Source organism: Wolinella succinogenes DSM 1740, from assembly GCF_000196135.1.
Taxonomy (GTDB): Bacteria; Campylobacterota; Campylobacteria; order Campylobacterales; family Helicobacteraceae; genus Wolinella; species Wolinella succinogenes.
This window is the reverse complement of sequence record NC_005090.1, coordinates 1,179,300-1,194,869: the sequence shown is the minus strand read 5'-3', so window position 1 is coordinate 1,194,869 and position 15,570 is coordinate 1,179,300. Positions and strand designations below refer to the sequence as shown.

Annotated in this window: 11 protein-coding genes; 9 read left to right on the top strand and 2 right to left on the bottom strand. The window is 49.2% G+C overall.

Translation table 11 applies throughout. The features are described from left to right. Nucleotides 1-9 precede the first annotated feature (9 nt). From WS_RS05945 to WS_RS05925, 5 genes are read left to right on the top strand one after another with little or no spacing between them, the layout of a single operon-like run. A complete protein-coding gene (locus tag WS_RS05945; RefSeq protein ID WP_011139109.1) occupies nucleotides 10-1,212 on the top strand; it encodes a bifunctional folylpolyglutamate synthase/dihydrofolate synthase in 1,203 nt (400 codons plus the stop codon). Further along, nucleotides 1,202-2,128 (top strand): M23 family metallopeptidase, encoded by a 927-nt coding sequence (locus WS_RS05940; RefSeq protein ID WP_011139108.1) that lies wholly within the window; start codon nucleotides 1,202-1,204, stop codon nucleotides 2,126-2,128. The genes WS_RS05945 and WS_RS05940 overlap by 11 nt, the downstream gene beginning before the upstream one ends. Next, entirely contained in the window at nucleotides 2,050-2,475 is a 426-nt protein-coding gene (locus tag WS_RS05935; RefSeq protein ID WP_041571816.1) for a bactofilin family protein, read from the top strand. Before WS_RS05940 ends, WS_RS05935 begins: the two co-directional genes overlap by 79 nt. Further along, nucleotides 2,462-5,446 (top strand): transcription-repair coupling factor, encoded by a 2,985-nt coding sequence (gene mfd / locus WS_RS05930; RefSeq protein WP_011139106.1) that lies wholly within the window; start codon nucleotides 2,462-2,464, stop codon nucleotides 5,444-5,446. The genes WS_RS05935 and mfd overlap by 14 nt, the downstream gene beginning before the upstream one ends. After that, complete coding sequence (locus tag WS_RS05925) at nucleotides 5,443-6,258, top strand: TIGR00282 family metallophosphoesterase (protein ID WP_011139105.1); 816 nt, start codon at nucleotides 5,443-5,445, stop codon at nucleotides 6,256-6,258. Before mfd ends, WS_RS05925 begins: the two co-directional genes overlap by 4 nt. Here WS_RS05925 and WS_RS05920 read toward each other — a convergent pair. Further along, nucleotides 6,255-7,415, bottom strand: coding sequence for a hypothetical protein (locus WS_RS05920; RefSeq protein ID WP_041571815.1), 1,161 nt, complete (start codon nucleotides 7,413-7,415; stop codon nucleotides 6,255-6,257). The two genes, WS_RS05925 and WS_RS05920, sit on opposite strands and share 4 nt — an antisense overlap. 147 nt (nucleotides 7,416-7,562) lie before the next feature. Between WS_RS05920 and WS_RS05915 the strand changes: the two genes are divergently transcribed. Then, complete coding sequence (locus WS_RS05915; RefSeq protein ID WP_158305204.1) at nucleotides 7,563-8,213, top strand: uracil-DNA glycosylase; 651 nt, start codon at nucleotides 7,563-7,565, stop codon at nucleotides 8,211-8,213. Then, nucleotides 8,210-9,448, top strand: a complete 1,239-nt coding sequence (locus tag WS_RS05910) for a hypothetical protein (RefSeq protein ID WP_011139102.1) — start codon at nucleotides 8,210-8,212, stop codon at nucleotides 9,446-9,448. The genes WS_RS05915 and WS_RS05910 overlap by 4 nt, the downstream gene beginning before the upstream one ends. A gap of 8 nt (nucleotides 9,449-9,456) precedes the next feature. On the opposite strand, the gene metH is transcribed toward WS_RS05910, so the two are convergent. Continuing rightward, nucleotides 9,457-12,819 (bottom strand): methionine synthase, encoded by a 3,363-nt coding sequence (gene metH / locus WS_RS05905; protein ID WP_011139101.1) that lies wholly within the window; start codon nucleotides 12,817-12,819, stop codon nucleotides 9,457-9,459. Between the two features lie 137 nt (nucleotides 12,820-12,956). On the opposite strand from metH, the gene WS_RS05900 reads away from it, so the two are divergent. Both WS_RS05900 and WS_RS05895 read left to right on the top strand, forming a co-directional pair. Further along, nucleotides 12,957-14,927, top strand: a complete 1,971-nt coding sequence (locus WS_RS05900; protein WP_011139100.1) for a TonB-dependent receptor — start codon at nucleotides 12,957-12,959, stop codon at nucleotides 14,925-14,927. Continuing rightward, complete coding sequence (locus WS_RS05895) at nucleotides 14,927-15,502, top strand: hypothetical protein (protein WP_011139099.1); 576 nt, start codon at nucleotides 14,927-14,929, stop codon at nucleotides 15,500-15,502. Before WS_RS05900 ends, WS_RS05895 begins: the two co-directional genes overlap by 1 nt. Nucleotides 15,503-15,570: the final 68 nt, after the last annotated feature.

Genomic DNA, 15,570 nt, shown 5'->3' with positions numbered 1-15,570 from the left:
GATCAGATTTTGTCAATTCCCTCTCTTCAATCTTACCTAGACGCTAAAGCAGCTGAGTATGCCCCTTTTGATCCTCTTCGATTCCCTGCTCTCTATCAGCGCTTTTTAACCACTTTTCCCTCCTCCTCTTCGCCCAAGGTGATTCAGGTCGTGGGGACCAATGGCAAGGGAAGCACGGGGCGATTCCTTGCCCTCATGCTCCAAGCCGCTGGGCATACCGTGGGGCACTTCACCTCTCCTCATATCCATGAATTCAGAGAGCGCTTTTGGATCAACGGGGGAATAGTCTCTAATGCCACCCTCAAGGAGGCTCACCAAGCCCTTTGGGAGAGGGGAATCTTTCATGAGGCGAGCTATTTTGAGTACGCCACCTTGCTCGCGCTCTATGTTTTTGGGGGGCTTGAGTTTTGGGTTATTGAGGCGGGGCTAGGGGGGGAATTTGATTCCACCACCGCCCTTAGGCGAGATATCTCCCTCTTTACGCCCATAGGAATCGACCATGAAGAGCTTCTAGGGGAGGGGCTAGAGGCGATCGCTCTCACCAAGCTTAAAAGCATGGCTCCTTGGGCTATTTTGGGTAAGCAGTATGATCTTGACCAAATCAAGCCTCTCGCCCAAAGAATCGCCAATGAGCGCTCCTCCTCCCTCTATATTTTAGAAGACGAGAGGATGCGAGAGAGCGACATCTCAAGAGAAGAGGCCTACTTTTCAACCTATCCTCTGCCTTTGTACCAGCGCTGGAATTGGCGCTTGGCCGCTAAGGCGATGGAGTGGCTGGGGGTGGAATGGGAGGTCTCTAAGATTCCTCCTTTGGATTTGGCAGGAAGGATGGAGAGGCATGGACGCCTCATTCTTGATGTAGGGCACAATCCTCAAGCCGCTAGAGCACTCCTAGAAACACTTCAAGGCAAGCCCTTCGATCTCATCTACAATACCTATAAGGATAAAAATTATCGTGAGATTCTTGCCATTCTTCGCCCTTATATATTGAAGCTTCATCTCCTACCTTTGGAGGGGAATCCCCGCCTTGTTAACCCTGTGCTTTTGGAGGCTTGCGCCAAGGAGCTTGGAGTGGCTTGCGAGAGATTCCAAGGGGAGCTTGACCCTTTGAAGGATTATCTTGTTTTTGGTTCTTTTAGCGTGATCGGAGCGTTCAAAGAGCGTTATTTGAAGGAATATTTGAAGCAATTAAAGGAGGAAGATGAAAGATAGGCTCATCATCACCATCACCGATGTTCATGGCTCTAAACAGTATAATCTTCATCAATTTGTGCGGCGAATCGTCCTCTATTTTTCTCTCTTTTTAGTGGCGCTCATTCTTCTAGGGGGAGTCTCTATACGCCTATTGCTCTCTGAGGTGAAGCAGATTCAAGAGCGGCGCGACAGCCTTATTCAAGAGTACGCTGACACGCTAGAGAGGAATGAGCAGTTGCGCCAAGAGATTGAGCAAAAGAGCGAAGAGCTGATCACCATCAGCGATCGAGTGGAGGATCTAGAGGGAATCATTGGTGTTCAAAAAGATGAAGAGTCCTCTGGTGATCTGAGCCTCATTGAGCGCGTGGATTTAGCCAGTATCACGGGCGTGCAAAAGGGTTTTGTGATGCGCCTCATCCCCAATGGCTACCCCATCAACTCCAACCAAGTCTCAGCCGACTATGGCTGGCGAATCCATCCCATCTTAAAGCGCCGAGAGTTTCACACAGGAATCGATTTGCGTGCACCCGTGGGAACTCCTGTCTATGCCGCTGCGGATGGAGTGGTTGATTTTTCTAGGAGCGAATACAACGGGGGCTATGGAAACCTCGTGAAAATTGACCACTCCTTTGGCTTTAAGACTTTTTATGCACATTTGAGTAAACTAATCGTCAAGAAAGGGGATTTTGTCAAGAAGGGTCAGCTAATCGCCTATAGTGGGAACACTGGGATGAGTTCGGGACCTCATCTGCACTATGAGATTCGTTTCTTGGGCAACCATCTTGATCCAAGGCCTTTCATCGATTGGACTATGAAGGACTACACCAACATTTTTGAGAAGGAGACCAGCGTCAAATGGCAATCTTTGCTAACAACGATAAACAATCTAATGGAAATTCAGGCACCACGATCATCGCCAGCGGAACCAAGATAAAAGGGGAGGTGGTCATTGACTGCAATCTCCATATCGATGGGGAGTTTGAGGGGGTGATCCGATCCAAAAACAGTGTCACAATTGGCAAGAGCGGAGGAGTGGGTGGCGAAATCTACGCCGAAAAGCTCGTGGTGAGCGGGAAGTTCACGGGAAGTTGTGATTGCGATGTGATTGAGATCATGCCCCAAGGGCGAATCGATGGACAGATTATCACCAAAGAGCTTGTGATTGAACGCAAAGGATACTTTGTTGGCGAGAGCAAAATCAAAGAAGATGGCAGCAAATTTGGCACTCTTTCCAAAATAGAGAAGGCAGAAAAGGCAGATAAAGTCATTGATCCAAAGTAGTCTATATCACGCCTTAAAGAATCCCTTTCCCTATCAGATTCTCATTACCCAAGATGACAAAGAGAGCTATCTCGCCTCTGAAGTGGCACGCTTTAGGGGTTTTGAGACGATTCTTTTCCCCGATTTTAGAGCCCAAAAGGGCGATGATCTAAGGAGCTACAAAGAGGAGCTACTCGCCCTTCTTGGGGCGCTTAGAAAATGGTATAGAGCGCCCAAAGAGCGCCTATTGCTTATTGCTCCTTTGCGCTCTCTCCTCCATCCTCTCCCCAAAGAAGAGTTACTTCAAAGCTTCCATTTAGGTTTTGGTGACAATCTGGATATTGGGGAGCTCAAAGAGCGATTCTATCGATTTGGTTATGAATTTGTGGAGATCATTGAGCTTCCTGGAGAGGTCTCATTTCGTGGAGACATCATTGATGTTTTTCCTCCTCAAGAATCCTCCCCTGTGCGCCTTAGCCTCTTTGATACACAGATTGAGAGCCTTCGATATTTTGATTTAGAGACGCAGATGTGCGAGAGGGAGGAGCTAGATCGAATCGAGATCACTCCTGCGCTCTTTGCGCTGGACGAAGCGACCCAAAAGGAGCTTGAGGAGCTGGTGAGTGCCTCAAGCTATGGGGCTTTTTCTAAGGATCTGATGAGCCTTGGACTATGGTACTTAAAGGACAAGGGCGAAGTATTGCCAAGGCGTGTGCCCTCGATTCTCACCGCAGGAGCCAAAGAGGAGCTCTTGGAGCTTCTGGAGCTACAAGAGAGCGATGAACTCCGCTTTTTGGAGGGCTTAAACCTTCTAGCCACTCCTTTAGAGCATAGCGATATCATCATCTCTCCTGCCAATTTTCTCTCTTTTCTTTCGCTTCATGCCAATAAAGAGATCACGATTATTGCTAGAAACGAGGCGCTTTTTAGGGCGTTTGACCTCAAGGAGATTCCTTGCAAAAAGCAGATTGGCGACTTTTGTGTTAATTTGCTCACCCCCAAAGAGGTGATTCTCTCCCTCAACCAAAACACCAAAAAAAGCGCCAAAAAAAGACGACCCACCTTTGCCATCGATGAGCTTCGCGTGGGGGATTATGTCGTCCATAAAGATTATGGAATCGGAATCTTTAAAGGAATCATCCAAGAGCGAGTTTTGGGGGCTTTGAGAGATTTCATTCTCTTGGCCTATCAGGGAGAAGACCGACTCCTGCTCCCCGTGGAAAATCTCGACTATATTGATCGTTATGTAGCTGATAGTGGCTCGATTCCTTCGGTGGACCGCCTTGGAAAAGGAAGCTTTGCCAAACTCAAAGAGAAGATTCGAACAAAACTTTTAGAGATTGCAAGCGAGATTGTCGCTCTAGCGGCCAAACGAGAGCTCATTGAGGGGAGGGCGATTCGCACGGATTTCCCTGAGATTGAGATTTTTCAGCACTCTAGCGGATTTGTCTATACCAGCGACCAAGAGAAGAGCATCCGCGAGATATTCTCTGACCTAGAGGGCGGGAAGGTGATGGATCGACTCCTTAGCGGAGATGTAGGTTTTGGCAAAACTGAAGTGGCGATGAATGCGATTCTTGCAACCGTGATGAGCGGCTATCAGGCGGCCTTGGTTGCTCCTACAACTCTTTTGGCGCACCAACACTTCCAAAGCCTTAAAAAACGCTTTGAGGGGCGTGGCATCAAGATGGCTCGCCTGGATCGATTCCTAAGTAGCAAAGAGCGCACCAGCCTACTGAACGCCCTCAAAGAGGGGGAAGTGGATGTGGTCGTTGGAACTCACGCCATCCTCTCGGCTGTTTTTAAACGCCTAGCGCTCATCATCGTGGATGAGGAGCATAAATTTGGCGTGAAGCAAAAAGAGCGTATTAAAGCGATTGCTCAAGATGTTCATATGCTCTCCATGAGCGCTACACCCATTCCTCGAACGCTCAATATGGCGCTCTCTAGCATTAAAGGGATGAGCACACTCCTCACCCCTCCAAGCGAGAAGCTCCCTGTGCGCACTTTTGTCAAAGAGTATCAAGAGGCACTTTTAAAAGAGATCGTCCATCGAGAGATTCGGCGAGGGGGGCAGATTTTTTACATTCATAACAATATCGCCACCATTGAGCGTCGCCAAAAAGAGCTCTTGGAGCTGATGCCAAACCTCAAAATCGCCATCCTTCACTCTCAAATCCCCGAAAAAGAGACGGAAGAGATCATGCTAGCCTTTGAAGAGGGGCGATATCACCTGCTCCTCTCCACCTCCATTATCGAATCGGGCATCCATCTCCCTAATGCCAACACGATCATTATTGATTCAAGCGATCGATTTGGAATCGCCGACCTCCACCAGCTGCGGGGTCGTGTAGGACGAGGAAGCAAAGAGGGATTCTGCTATTTCCTCGTAGAAGAGAAAGAATCGCTCACGCCCGAAGCCAAAAAGCGTCTTTTGGCGCTAGAGAGTAACTCCTTCTTGGGGAGTGGTTCGGTGCTCGCCTATCATGATTTGGAGATTCGGGGCGGGGGAAATCTCCTGGGTGAGGCGCAAAGTGGCCACATCAAGGGAATTGGCTATGCCCTCTATCTCAAAATGCTCGAAGAGGCGATTCACTCACTCAGTTCCAAGGCGCTTCCTAAGCGGGAGGATGTGGATCTCAAGCTCTCCATCAACGCCTTTCTCTCCCCTGAGCTCATCGAGAGCGATCGTTTGCGCTTAGAGCTCTATCGCCGCCTCTCCCGCTGTGAGAGCACCCAAGAGGTGAACGAGATAGAGGTGGAAATCCACGATCGATTCGGCTCACCCGACCTCTACACCAAGCAGTTTTTAGAGCTCATCCTCATTAAGGTGCTCGCCTCCCTGCAAGGAATCAAGACCATCACCAACTACAATCAAAACATCACCTTCTTCTATCGTGATGAGACCAAAAAGAGCTTCAGCGCCAAAAGTCGGGATGACGATGATCTCTTGGCGGCTATTTTGGAGCAACTACAAGGAAAAAGTGCGTGAAAATTGGATTCATCGGCGATATTATCGGAAAACCCGGACGGAAGGCTTTGGCCTATCATCTTCCCTTGGTTAGAAAAGAGCTAGGGCTGGTGTTTGTCATTGCCAATGGCGAGAATGTGAGCCATGGCTTTGGGACGACCATCAAGTGCGCCGAGGAGCTCTTTAGTGCAGGGGTTGATGTGATCACAGGCGGGAATCACACTTGGGACAAAAAGGAGATCATCGCCTATTTAAGAGAAGAATCGAGGGTTCTTCGTCCTCATAACTACCCTGAGGGAGTGGTGGGGAAAGGGCTTGGAGTCTATGAAGTGGAGGGCGTAAAGCTCGCGGTGCTCAACCTTATGGGGCATTTTGCCATGCCCTATGTGGATAACGCCTTTTTGTGTGCCAAGAGAGAGGTGGAACGCCTAAAACACGAGGGAATCAACCATATCATTATCGATTTTCATGCCGAAGCCACAAGCGAGAAGCGTGGAATGTTTTGGCTGCTTCATGGCAAAGCGAGTGCCGTGCTAGGAACACACACGCATGTGGGTACGGATGATTTAGAGATCGCTGAGGGGACTTTTGGAGTGAGTGATGTGGGGGCGACAGGCTGTATGGATGGAATCATCGGCATGGAGAGAAGCGCCCCTATTGAGCGCTTCTTGACGGGAATGCCCTCTAGGCTAGAGGTGCCTGATTCTTGCCGAACGGTTTTTCAGATGATGGTGATGGAGCTAGATGAGGTGGGTCGATGCATCGAGGCCTACAAGCTGAAAGCCATCGACCGCCAAGCCCCCCAAAAGAGCTTGGAGGCGTTTAGGTATTAGACCTCTAGAGGCTTATCCTCGTCTTGGCTTGAAGAAGAGGTGCTAGCCACCTCACTCTCTTTTGACCCATTCATAAGAGAGGCGAGATAGTCATAGCTTCCTTCATTGTTGCGAAGGATGAGATGGTGAAAGGCAAAGAGGTCAAGGTTTTCCTTCCCTACAATAGCCTGCGCGACATTTTGCGCGTTGCTCTCGCCCACTAGCTCAGAAAAGCTCAAAGAGCCGCTGGTATCGACATCTTGGCGAATGGAGTGGTTGATAAAGGCCGAGAGAGAATCGATATAGCCAAACTCATCCAAGAAGGCATCTCGCGCGGCATCATCGCTCAAAGCCTCATTGAGGGATTTGTAAGAGTTTTCGCTCTCTCCTGTAAGAGAGACAAGTGCCTTGAGATTCTTTGCCTCTTCTTTAGAGATCACTCCATCTCCATCGGTGTCATTTTGAAGATACCCTACGCCATACGCCGCTTCGTAATACCAGCCCTTCACATAGTCACTCGCCTCTTGGGCTGAGCCAAACTTCTCAACCAATTTTTGGAGATTGTCTTCATCAAGGGGGACGGTCACCTCTTTTTGAGAATACTCGTCCACGAAGCTCACGCCTTGAGTCTTGGCTTGATTTTGAGTGAGAGGGTTGGCTAGAGCGGAGGCATTCTCAGGCGTGTAGGTTGTAGAGGAGTTCACAATGGTCTTGCTCTTGAGGGAATCCACGAGGTTGACACTCTGCTCTACTTGATTCTCCAATTCTAGCTTCTCTGAAGCGCTCTGCTTAATAAGCTGCTGAAGCATCAATTTTTTACTTGCCTTCTCATACTCTTCCATGGAGAGAACATTTTTATCGGGGGGAGGGGACTTTTCGAATCGATCTCCGCTCTTAGAGCCTCCCGCTGAACCAATCATCGAAGCGGCATCACTAGTTTCGTCCTCTGAAGAGAGGCTTTTGGCCTCGTCAAGACTCTTTTTTAGTGCCGCCACATCAACATACTTCTTCACCTCCGAGCTCACGCCCCCGCCGCTCTCCAGCTCTCTTATAGCGCGTTCGGTCATCTCTTGTTTTTTAAAGTAGTCATCTAAGCTAGAAGGGGTGGATAGGCGCTTAGATTCGGCGGATTTGTTATACAGTGCATCCTGAATGGCTTGAGATAGATTGATCTCCATCGTCTCACTCCTCATTGTTTTTATGACAAATTAGAAGCAAATTTTGTGCCAAAAGTAGCCCAAAAGCGAGGAAATCAAGACCTTTTTTCTCTTATAGACTTTTACCCCTTTTTTGCTAAAATCTTCGCTATGTATCGATTGGAAAAAATGCTTCAACTCAAAAAACTTTATCAAGAGCGCGCAAGCGGTCGTTGTTATATCGAGCCCTTCACCCACGCCTCTCCTTTGGGAGCTGAGGGCGTGAGTCATCTCCCCGAGGGACTCCTCTCGCTTCAAGGCATCATCGAATCATGCGTGCTTTGTGAGCTATCCAAAGGCGAAGGCAAGCCTATTTTTGGGATGTGTCAGACCACCTCCAAGGTGGTTTTTGTCTCTGAGACCCCCCTGGTTGATCCTAAGCATCCTTCGATGTTTGTGGGCAGGAGCGGAGAGATGTTGCGTAATATTGTCCGCAATGTATTGGGACTCAAGGAGGGGGAGGTTTCACTTCTTTCACTTCTTAAGTGTCACCCCTCCTTGGCTCAAAAGGTCGATTCGGCTCTTTTTAGCTCCTGCAAACCCTACATCCTCAAGCAGATTGATCTGCTTCCTCTCTCGGCCATCATCGTGCCGCTAGGAGAGGTGGCCTATCGCTATTTGACGGATGAGCGAGGGGATTTTTCTCAATATCGAGGCCAAAAAAGCGTCTGGGCGGGACGCACTCTCATCCCCGCTCATAGCCTAAGCTACCTCCTCCGTAATCCTACGGCCAAAAAAGAGGCGCTCAAGGACTTCCTTCTTATAAAGAGTTGCTTATGAAACCCTCTTCGTCCCTTTCGCTTCTTTTGGCGCTTGCGCTAGGCTCTCCTTCGCTTTGGGCCAAAGCCCATCTCCTCTCCCCCCTTCCGCTTCCCCATCAAGAGGCAATCAATATCGAAACGGAGCCGTGCGATGAGGCGTGTCTCTATCGATTGGACAAAGAGGAGAAGGTCTTCTCTTTTATCGCACGATTCCACCCTGGAATCACAAGTGAGGCACTAAGGGCGCGACTAGCGATACTCATGGAGGAAAATGATATTCATGCCGCCCCCTTTTATATGGTCAAAAAGAGTCGATCCAAGCTAGAGATCGCTCTTCTTGTCCCCAAAAAGAGTATCGGACGCTATTCTGTCACGACGATTGACACGATTCTTGCCTATCTCGTCTCCAAGGAGGGTGCTTTCTCTTTTGAGGTGTTTGACAGCCAAGATGAAAGTGCAACCTCTTTAGCCAAAGCCATCCAAAAGGTCGAATCCAAAGGCTTTGACTATGCCATTGCACTTGTGACCCACCAAGGGGCATCAGAGCTCGTGAAGCTCTCTCTCAAGATTCCTCTCTATATCCCCTCCGTCCATCAAAAGCAGGTGCTTCAAGCAGGCACTCCCCCTAAAAATATCTTCTTTGGGGGGATCGACTATGAGGCGCAGATTCGTGCGCTTCTCCCTTATGCCAAAGGCTCCACGGTGAGTCTCTATAATGATGATAGTTATATTGGCCAAAAGATCGGGGAGTATGTCAAGCTTGCGGGGGCTCAGGTGGGCTTTGAAGAATCCTTTAGTAATACCAAGGCGGCAGAGTTCAACAAGGGCGTCAAGTCACAAGGGCGATTCATCCAAGGCTCTAGCGTCTTTTTGAACACCCCCATCGTCAAGAGCAGTCTCATCCTCTCTCAATTCACTTACAACGGCTACAAGCCAAGCGATATTCTCTCCACACAGATCAACTACAACCACTCACTTCTCTCGCTCACCCAACCCAAAGATCGCGAAAATCTCTACATCGCCAACTCTATCGGCGAAGCTTCACGCGAAATTATCGAATATAGCGCGATTTTAAAGAGTGACTTGCAGTATGACTGGATCAACTACTCCACCTCTTTAGGGGTTGAATATTTCTATCGCACCGTCTTCCCTGAGGCGATTCCCTATTTCAATGAAAAGCTAGAAGGCAATCAGGTGAACTACCCCATCCGCCTCTATCAGACCAAACCAGATCGCTTCATCCCTATTAATTAGCAGCTGCTCTAGATCGCAAAATAGCTCGCCTCAGGATGAGGAGTGATGATCGCGCAGGTGCTCTGCTCAGGGTGCATTTGAAAGGTCTCAGAGAGCGTGATATGAAACTCTTGGGGCTCTAAAAGTGTGAAGATTCCCTGATTTTGAGTCAAGTCGGGGCAAGCAGGATAGCCAAAAGAGTAGCGACACCCTTGCCTCTCCCCAATCCCCAACTCCTCTCTCACTCTCTGGTGCACAAAATCAGCCAAAGCCTCCGCCAGCTCCGCCCCCAGGGCATGAATCAAGAAATATTCATGATACTCACCCCTCTCGTAGAGCTTTTGTTCAAAAGGAGAGAATCGATGCCCGCTAGAGACTAGAGAAAGAGGTAAAACCCCTCCTTGAAGTGGGAAAAAATCGGGGATAGAGAGGAACTCTCCCTTTTTTTGCCTAGGAAAATCAAAACTCACTTCACCCCCTTTAGGATTCTTCGCCATGAGGCACTCCCCCTCTCTAGTGAGCTCAAAATAGCCATAGAGCACCACAGGCTCAAAGAGTCCTTGATCGAGGATTTGAGATTTTAATCTCTCGTAAGTGGGATGGAGTAGCTCTTCACAGAGTTTTGCATACTCCTCCTTCTTAAGCCCTCGTTTGCCATAGCCCCAGCGATGTTTATAGAGGAGATTTCGATCAATGATCGAAAAGATCGTTTCAGGATCAAGATCAGAGATCACTTGACGCCCCCAAAAAGGAGGCTTGTAGATCTTTTGTTCAAAAAGGGGCGGAGTGATTTTGACTGGAGGCAAAGAATCCTCTACACTGGGGGCGATTTGCTCCTCCACTTCGGGAACACTCTTGTCGCTAGGAAGACGCAGATCGCTAAAATCCTGCTTTTCAATCTTCTCCATCGCCGCCATCCCATCAAAGGCATCCTTGCAGTAGAAGATGATTCCTGGGTAGATTCCTCGACAATAGTCATCCACAAAGGCGCGATTGAGGGCGGCTCCTCCAAGAATGACGGGACAATGGATCCCTCGTCTAGCAAGCTCTTCAAGATTCTCTTTCATCACTAGCGTGGATTTGACCAAAAGCCCACTCATACCGATGGCATCCGCCTTGTGCTCATGATAGGCTTGAATGAACTGCTCAATATCGGCCTTGATTCCAATATTGACGATTTTATAGCCATTGTTGGTGAGGATAATATCCACGAGATTCTTGCCCACATCGTGCACATCGCCCTTGACGGTTCCTAGAATCATTGTGGTTTGATTCTTCTTCTCTGTTTTAGGCAGATAGGCGTTCAGATAATCCACGCTCATCTTCATCACCTCGGCACTCTGGAGTACAAAGGGAAGCTGCATCTCTCCTTTGCCAAAGCGTTCTCCCACCACCTTCATCGCCTCGATAAGAATCTCATTAATGATTCGTTCAGCCGCAATCTCCTCTTTGGCGCTAGGAAGAAGGGCTTTCATCCCCTCTTTATCCCCTTGGATGAGCAGATGAGCGATTTTCTCTTGAGTGTCCATTCCCTCTAGCGTTGAATCGCTCGCAAGCTCCGCTTTTTTATCACTAAAGTGATCAATGAAGGCATAAAGAGGGGCTGCGCCTTGGGTCTGATTGAAGATGAGCGCTTCGCATGAGGCTCGATCTTCATCGCTCACTTTGGCGTAGGGCAGAAGGTGAGAGACATTCACGATCGCACTCGTGAGTCCCCTTTGCACCGCATGATAGAGAAAGATAGAGTTGAGGTAGATTCGCGCCTCTTTGGAGAGGCCAAAGGAGATATTGGAGAGCCCTAGGGTGGTTCCCGCCTCAGGGTAGAGCTGGCTAAGCTCTTGGATGGCGTCAAGCGTCTCGATTCCTGCGGTGAAATACTCCTCATCCCCGCTCCCGATGGTGAAAGTAAGGGTGTCAAAGATAATGTCGCGCTCCCGTAGTCCATGCACGCTCACGGCACGCTCCATCATACGCTTAGCACATGCCACTTTGCGCTCTTTGGTCTTGGCCATCCCCTCCTCATCAATGGTAAGGCAGATGAGCACCGCTCCAAAACGCTTGGCCAGCGCACAGACACGATCAAATTTCTCAATGCCATCCTCTAGATTGGCGGAGTTGATGATGGGGCGACCCCCAATACACTTGAGAGCCACCTCCAGCACTTCAGACTGCGTGGAATCGGGCATAAGAGGGAGGGGTAGATTGGTCGCGTAGCGAGAAACCACCTCGCGCATATCGCGTCTCTCATCGCGTCCCGCAAAGCCTACACTCACATCCAAAACGTGTGCTCCGCTTTTGACTTGAGCTAAGCCCACGCCTAGCGCTCCCTCGTAATCCTCGGCCACTAGAAGCTCTCTAAAGGCCTTTGAGCCTGTGGCGTTGCTCCGCTCACCAATAAGCAGGGGGGCGGGAGACTGTTTTAACTCCACGCTCTCAAACAAAGAGGCAAGCGCTACAGGGGTGCGCTTAGCTGGAGGGGTGGGGCGACTTATGCCCACACGCTCTTTGAGCTGGCGGATATGTTCGGGCGTGGTGCCGCAACACCCTCCCAAAAAGGCGACCCCCTCAATCCCCAAGAATTCCTCCTCGATCTCTGCGAATTCCTTGGGCTCCATAGGGTAGAAAGTGCACCCTCCGACATTTTGAGGAAGCCCTGCGTTCGCATGAATAGAGAGGGGAAAGGGGGCGTATTGGGCCAAAGCTTTAAGGTGTTTCTCGGCCATATCAGGCCCAAGCCCGCAGTTAATTCCTAATGAAAATATCTCTAAAGGCTCCAAAATCACCGCAAGCGTTTTAATATCGGTGCCAATAAGCATCGTGCCTGTCGTCTCAATAGTCGCAGAGACCATGATAGGCATAGAAGAATCGACCTCTTTGCAGGCATGAACCGCCGCCTTGATCTGCAGGGGGTCTTGGCAGGTCTCTAAAAGAAAGAGATCCGCGCCACCCTCTTTGAGTCCGCGTGCCGCCTCTTTGTAGCCTTCAAACATCGTGTCATAATCAATATGTCCCAAGGAGGGGAGCTTCGTCCCCGGTCCTAGGGAGCCAGCAACAAATCTAGGGGAGGGGGCAAAAGAATCGCACGCCTCTTTAGCGATTTGCGCCCCTGCAAAAGCCATCTCGTAGGCTCGCCCTCCAATCCCATACTCCTCTAGCACCCAAGGGAGCGCTCCAAAAGTATTGGATTTAAGAATATCCGCTCCCGCCTCTAGATAGGAGCGGTGGATAGAGAGAATCACATCGCCTCTAGTGACATTGAGAATCTCACTGCATCCTGCCTTCTCTTCCCAGTCCTCCTCTTTGAGGTCAAACTTCTGTATCTCTGTGCCCATCGCACCATCTAAAATCATCACTCTTTGACGATGAATCTCAAAAAATTGTTCCATTTTCATTGGGTTTTATCCATTTTTTGACTCGATTCTATCGCAAAAAAGATTGTAAAAAATTGAAAATACAATATGTTTTTTGATATTATTGCAAGATTGCCCTTGGGATTTAAGGGTCAAAAAGATTCAAGGAGAAATGATTCGTGAAAACAGCCAAAGGTTTTAAAGGGCGCTACTTCTCTCTAGCGGCGATTCTAGCCCTCAATGCAGGCGTCAGCCTTCTTAGTGCTAATGATTCGCTGCTCGCCCAAGAGAGTGATGAAGCGACCCAAGGAGCGTATGCCGCCAAGGTGCAGCGTTACGCACAGAGTGAGTTGGGCGAAGGAGAAGAGAGGGCATGGGTGGAGAGCTACACCGCTCAAGATTTTGCTCGCTCCTATGCTCAAAATGTCTATGAGTTTCTTCAACAAAAAACCCTCCTCATGGCTAAACCCAACTATGGAAATCCCTTTGTTCAATCACTTGATATGCGCGGATATGGGGAGAATGGTCATCAAAATATCGCCATCATCGTGGATGGAGTGAGGCGAGAGGGGATCGACATAAGCCCCATCTCTCTTAGCTTCTTGCCTTTGGATGCGATTGAGAAGATAGAGATCATTAGAGGTCTTGGATCAGTTAGGTATGGCGATGGCGCTCATGCAGGGATTCTTAACATCACCACCAAGCGTCAGAGCGGCGGATTGGTCCACCTCTCTAGCGCCTCGCACGCCACCCATGATGGGCGCTTTTATGGTCGTTATGTGCAAGACACTTTGAACATCGGATCCTACGCCCAAGGGCTCAACACGGAGGGCGATCGGGGAATCGGCGAGGGGGATAAAAAAGATGCAAAAAAGAATCGCAACGCTGGCGGTTCACTCTTTTTCACTCCTTCAGAGAAACTCCTCTTAAGAGCGAGCGGTGATTATGGCCAATATGACGCCAAATACGCCAATCCCCTCACCCAAAAGCAATTTTTAGAAAACCCCGCTCAAACAGGTGTAGGTTACAATCACTACGCCAGACACGAAAAGAGGGCTTTGGGGGGCGCGACCTATCACTTGAGCGATGAGTGGCAGGTGAGTCTTGATGGGAGTGGCTATAGTGCCACAGGAGAGTGGAGAGGCTCTTCTCCCTCGGTTTCCAAGTATCGGGGGGAGAGCCTAGATCTTGGCACGAGTTATGATTTTGAAGGTCACCGTTTAGAGGTGGGTTCAACCTTCAAAGAGAATCTCCGCCAAGATGACGCCCCTTGGAGTCACGATTCTATCTCCAAGGATAGCGATGCCTACTGGGCGACTCTCTCCAAAGAGGCAGGGGCGCACTTCCTTAAGATTGGGGCTAGGCATGAACGCATCGCCTATAGGCGAGATGGCGGAACTTACATAGACCAGAAGCATCACTCCTTAGAAGGCTATGAGGCGACTTATGAGTATGCTCTCCTTCCAGAGACCAAGCTCTTTGTTGCCTATCAGCACGCCTTTTTGGCGCCCGATGTGGATCGATTCTTTAAGTTTGGCGGAGGGTTTAATGAGTTTATCGACCCCTCCAAAAGCGACACCTATCAGCTGGGCGCACGCACCATCCAAGGAAGGCACGCTCTAAGCGGAACCTTTTTTTACACTCGCCTTCGCCATGAGATCTATTACAATCCTGCCACTTGGACCAATACCAATCTTGATCAAAGCGAGAAGAGGGGGATGGAGATCAGCTATAAAACAAGATGGCTTCCTGATCTCTCCACCTCTATTGAGTATGCCTTCGTGCAGGCTAAAATCCTAGAGGAGACCCAAGGTGCACTCTCCTTTGCGGGCAAAGAGCTCCCCGGAGCCTCCAAGCACACCCTCCACCTAGGGATAGAGTATCAACCCCTCTCTTCGCTCACGCTTTTGGCCAACTATAAATATGGCTCCAAAGCCTACGCCTATGAGGATTTTGCCAACACCCAAACCAAAACACCAAGCTATAAGAATCTCTCTCTTGGGGCGAGCTATCACTTTAAAGATTGGGAGCTTTATGCCTACATCAATAATCTTTTGGATGATAAAAACGCCATCCTCGTTCGAGAGAATGCCTACTATCCTTATGATTTTGAACGCACCTTTGGCGCGGGCGTGAAGTACTTTTTCTGATGCGATTCCATCCAAAACTCAGACCCTACTTGGGATATAAGTTTCTCAATGCGCTCTTTAGCGGTCTATCGCTTAGCACCATTTTTATCATCTACGCTCCCTTAGAGCCCATCATCTACTCCATCGGCGGGATTTTACTCGCCCTTGGAATGTGGGGGGTGGCTCACCTCTACCCTAGAATCCTCAATGCGCTCTATTATGTGAGGATTCTCTTTTGGGTGGAGATTCTTCCCCTGGGGATGATCGCACTCTTTTTACTCTTTCCTGAGCGCTACCCCACCGCTCTTTTAATCTATGCGCTCTATCAACTCATCTTTCTTTTTGGCTCTTTTTTGGTGAGGGCTGAGACGATGGTTTTTCGCCACAAAAGTGTCATCACTCTTCTTGATGTGACCAAACAAAAAGGTTATTTAGTCGGCCTATCCCTCTCGGCTCTCTTCTACTTTCTCTGCGAGCAGGCAGGAATCACCGCCAAAATAGAGCAGGTCTATTGGCTCCATTTTCTTCTGGCTCTCAATCAACTAGCCCTGCTAGAGCGTCTCTATCAGAGCGTCAAGGGTCGCTCTATTTGGTAAAAGCATCCTTGAACTTATAATTAAGTTAGTTTCCACAGCTCCAAGAATCTTTCCCGCACTATATACTG

Coding starts and splice junctions, on each gene's coding strand:
- WS_RS05940 (WP_011139108.1), top strand. CDS start 1,202: ATGAAAGATAGGCTCATCATCACCATCACCGATGTTCATGGCTCTAAA.
- WS_RS05935 (WP_041571816.1), top strand. CDS start 2,050: ATGGCAATCTTTGCTAACAACGATAAACAATCTAATGGAAATTCAGGC.
- WS_RS05920 (WP_041571815.1), bottom strand. CDS start 7,415: ATGGAGATCAATCTATCTCAAGCCATTCAGGATGCACTGTATAACAAA.
- WS_RS05915 (WP_158305204.1), top strand. CDS start 7,563: ATGCTTCAACTCAAAAAACTTTATCAAGAGCGCGCAAGCGGTCGTTGT.
- WS_RS05910 (WP_011139102.1), top strand. CDS start 8,210: ATGAAACCCTCTTCGTCCCTTTCGCTTCTTTTGGCGCTTGCGCTAGGC.
- metH (WP_011139101.1), bottom strand. CDS start 12,819: ATGAAAATGGAACAATTTTTTGAGATTCATCGTCAAAGAGTGATGATT.
- WS_RS05895 (WP_011139099.1), top strand. CDS start 14,927: ATGCGATTCCATCCAAAACTCAGACCCTACTTGGGATATAAGTTTCTC.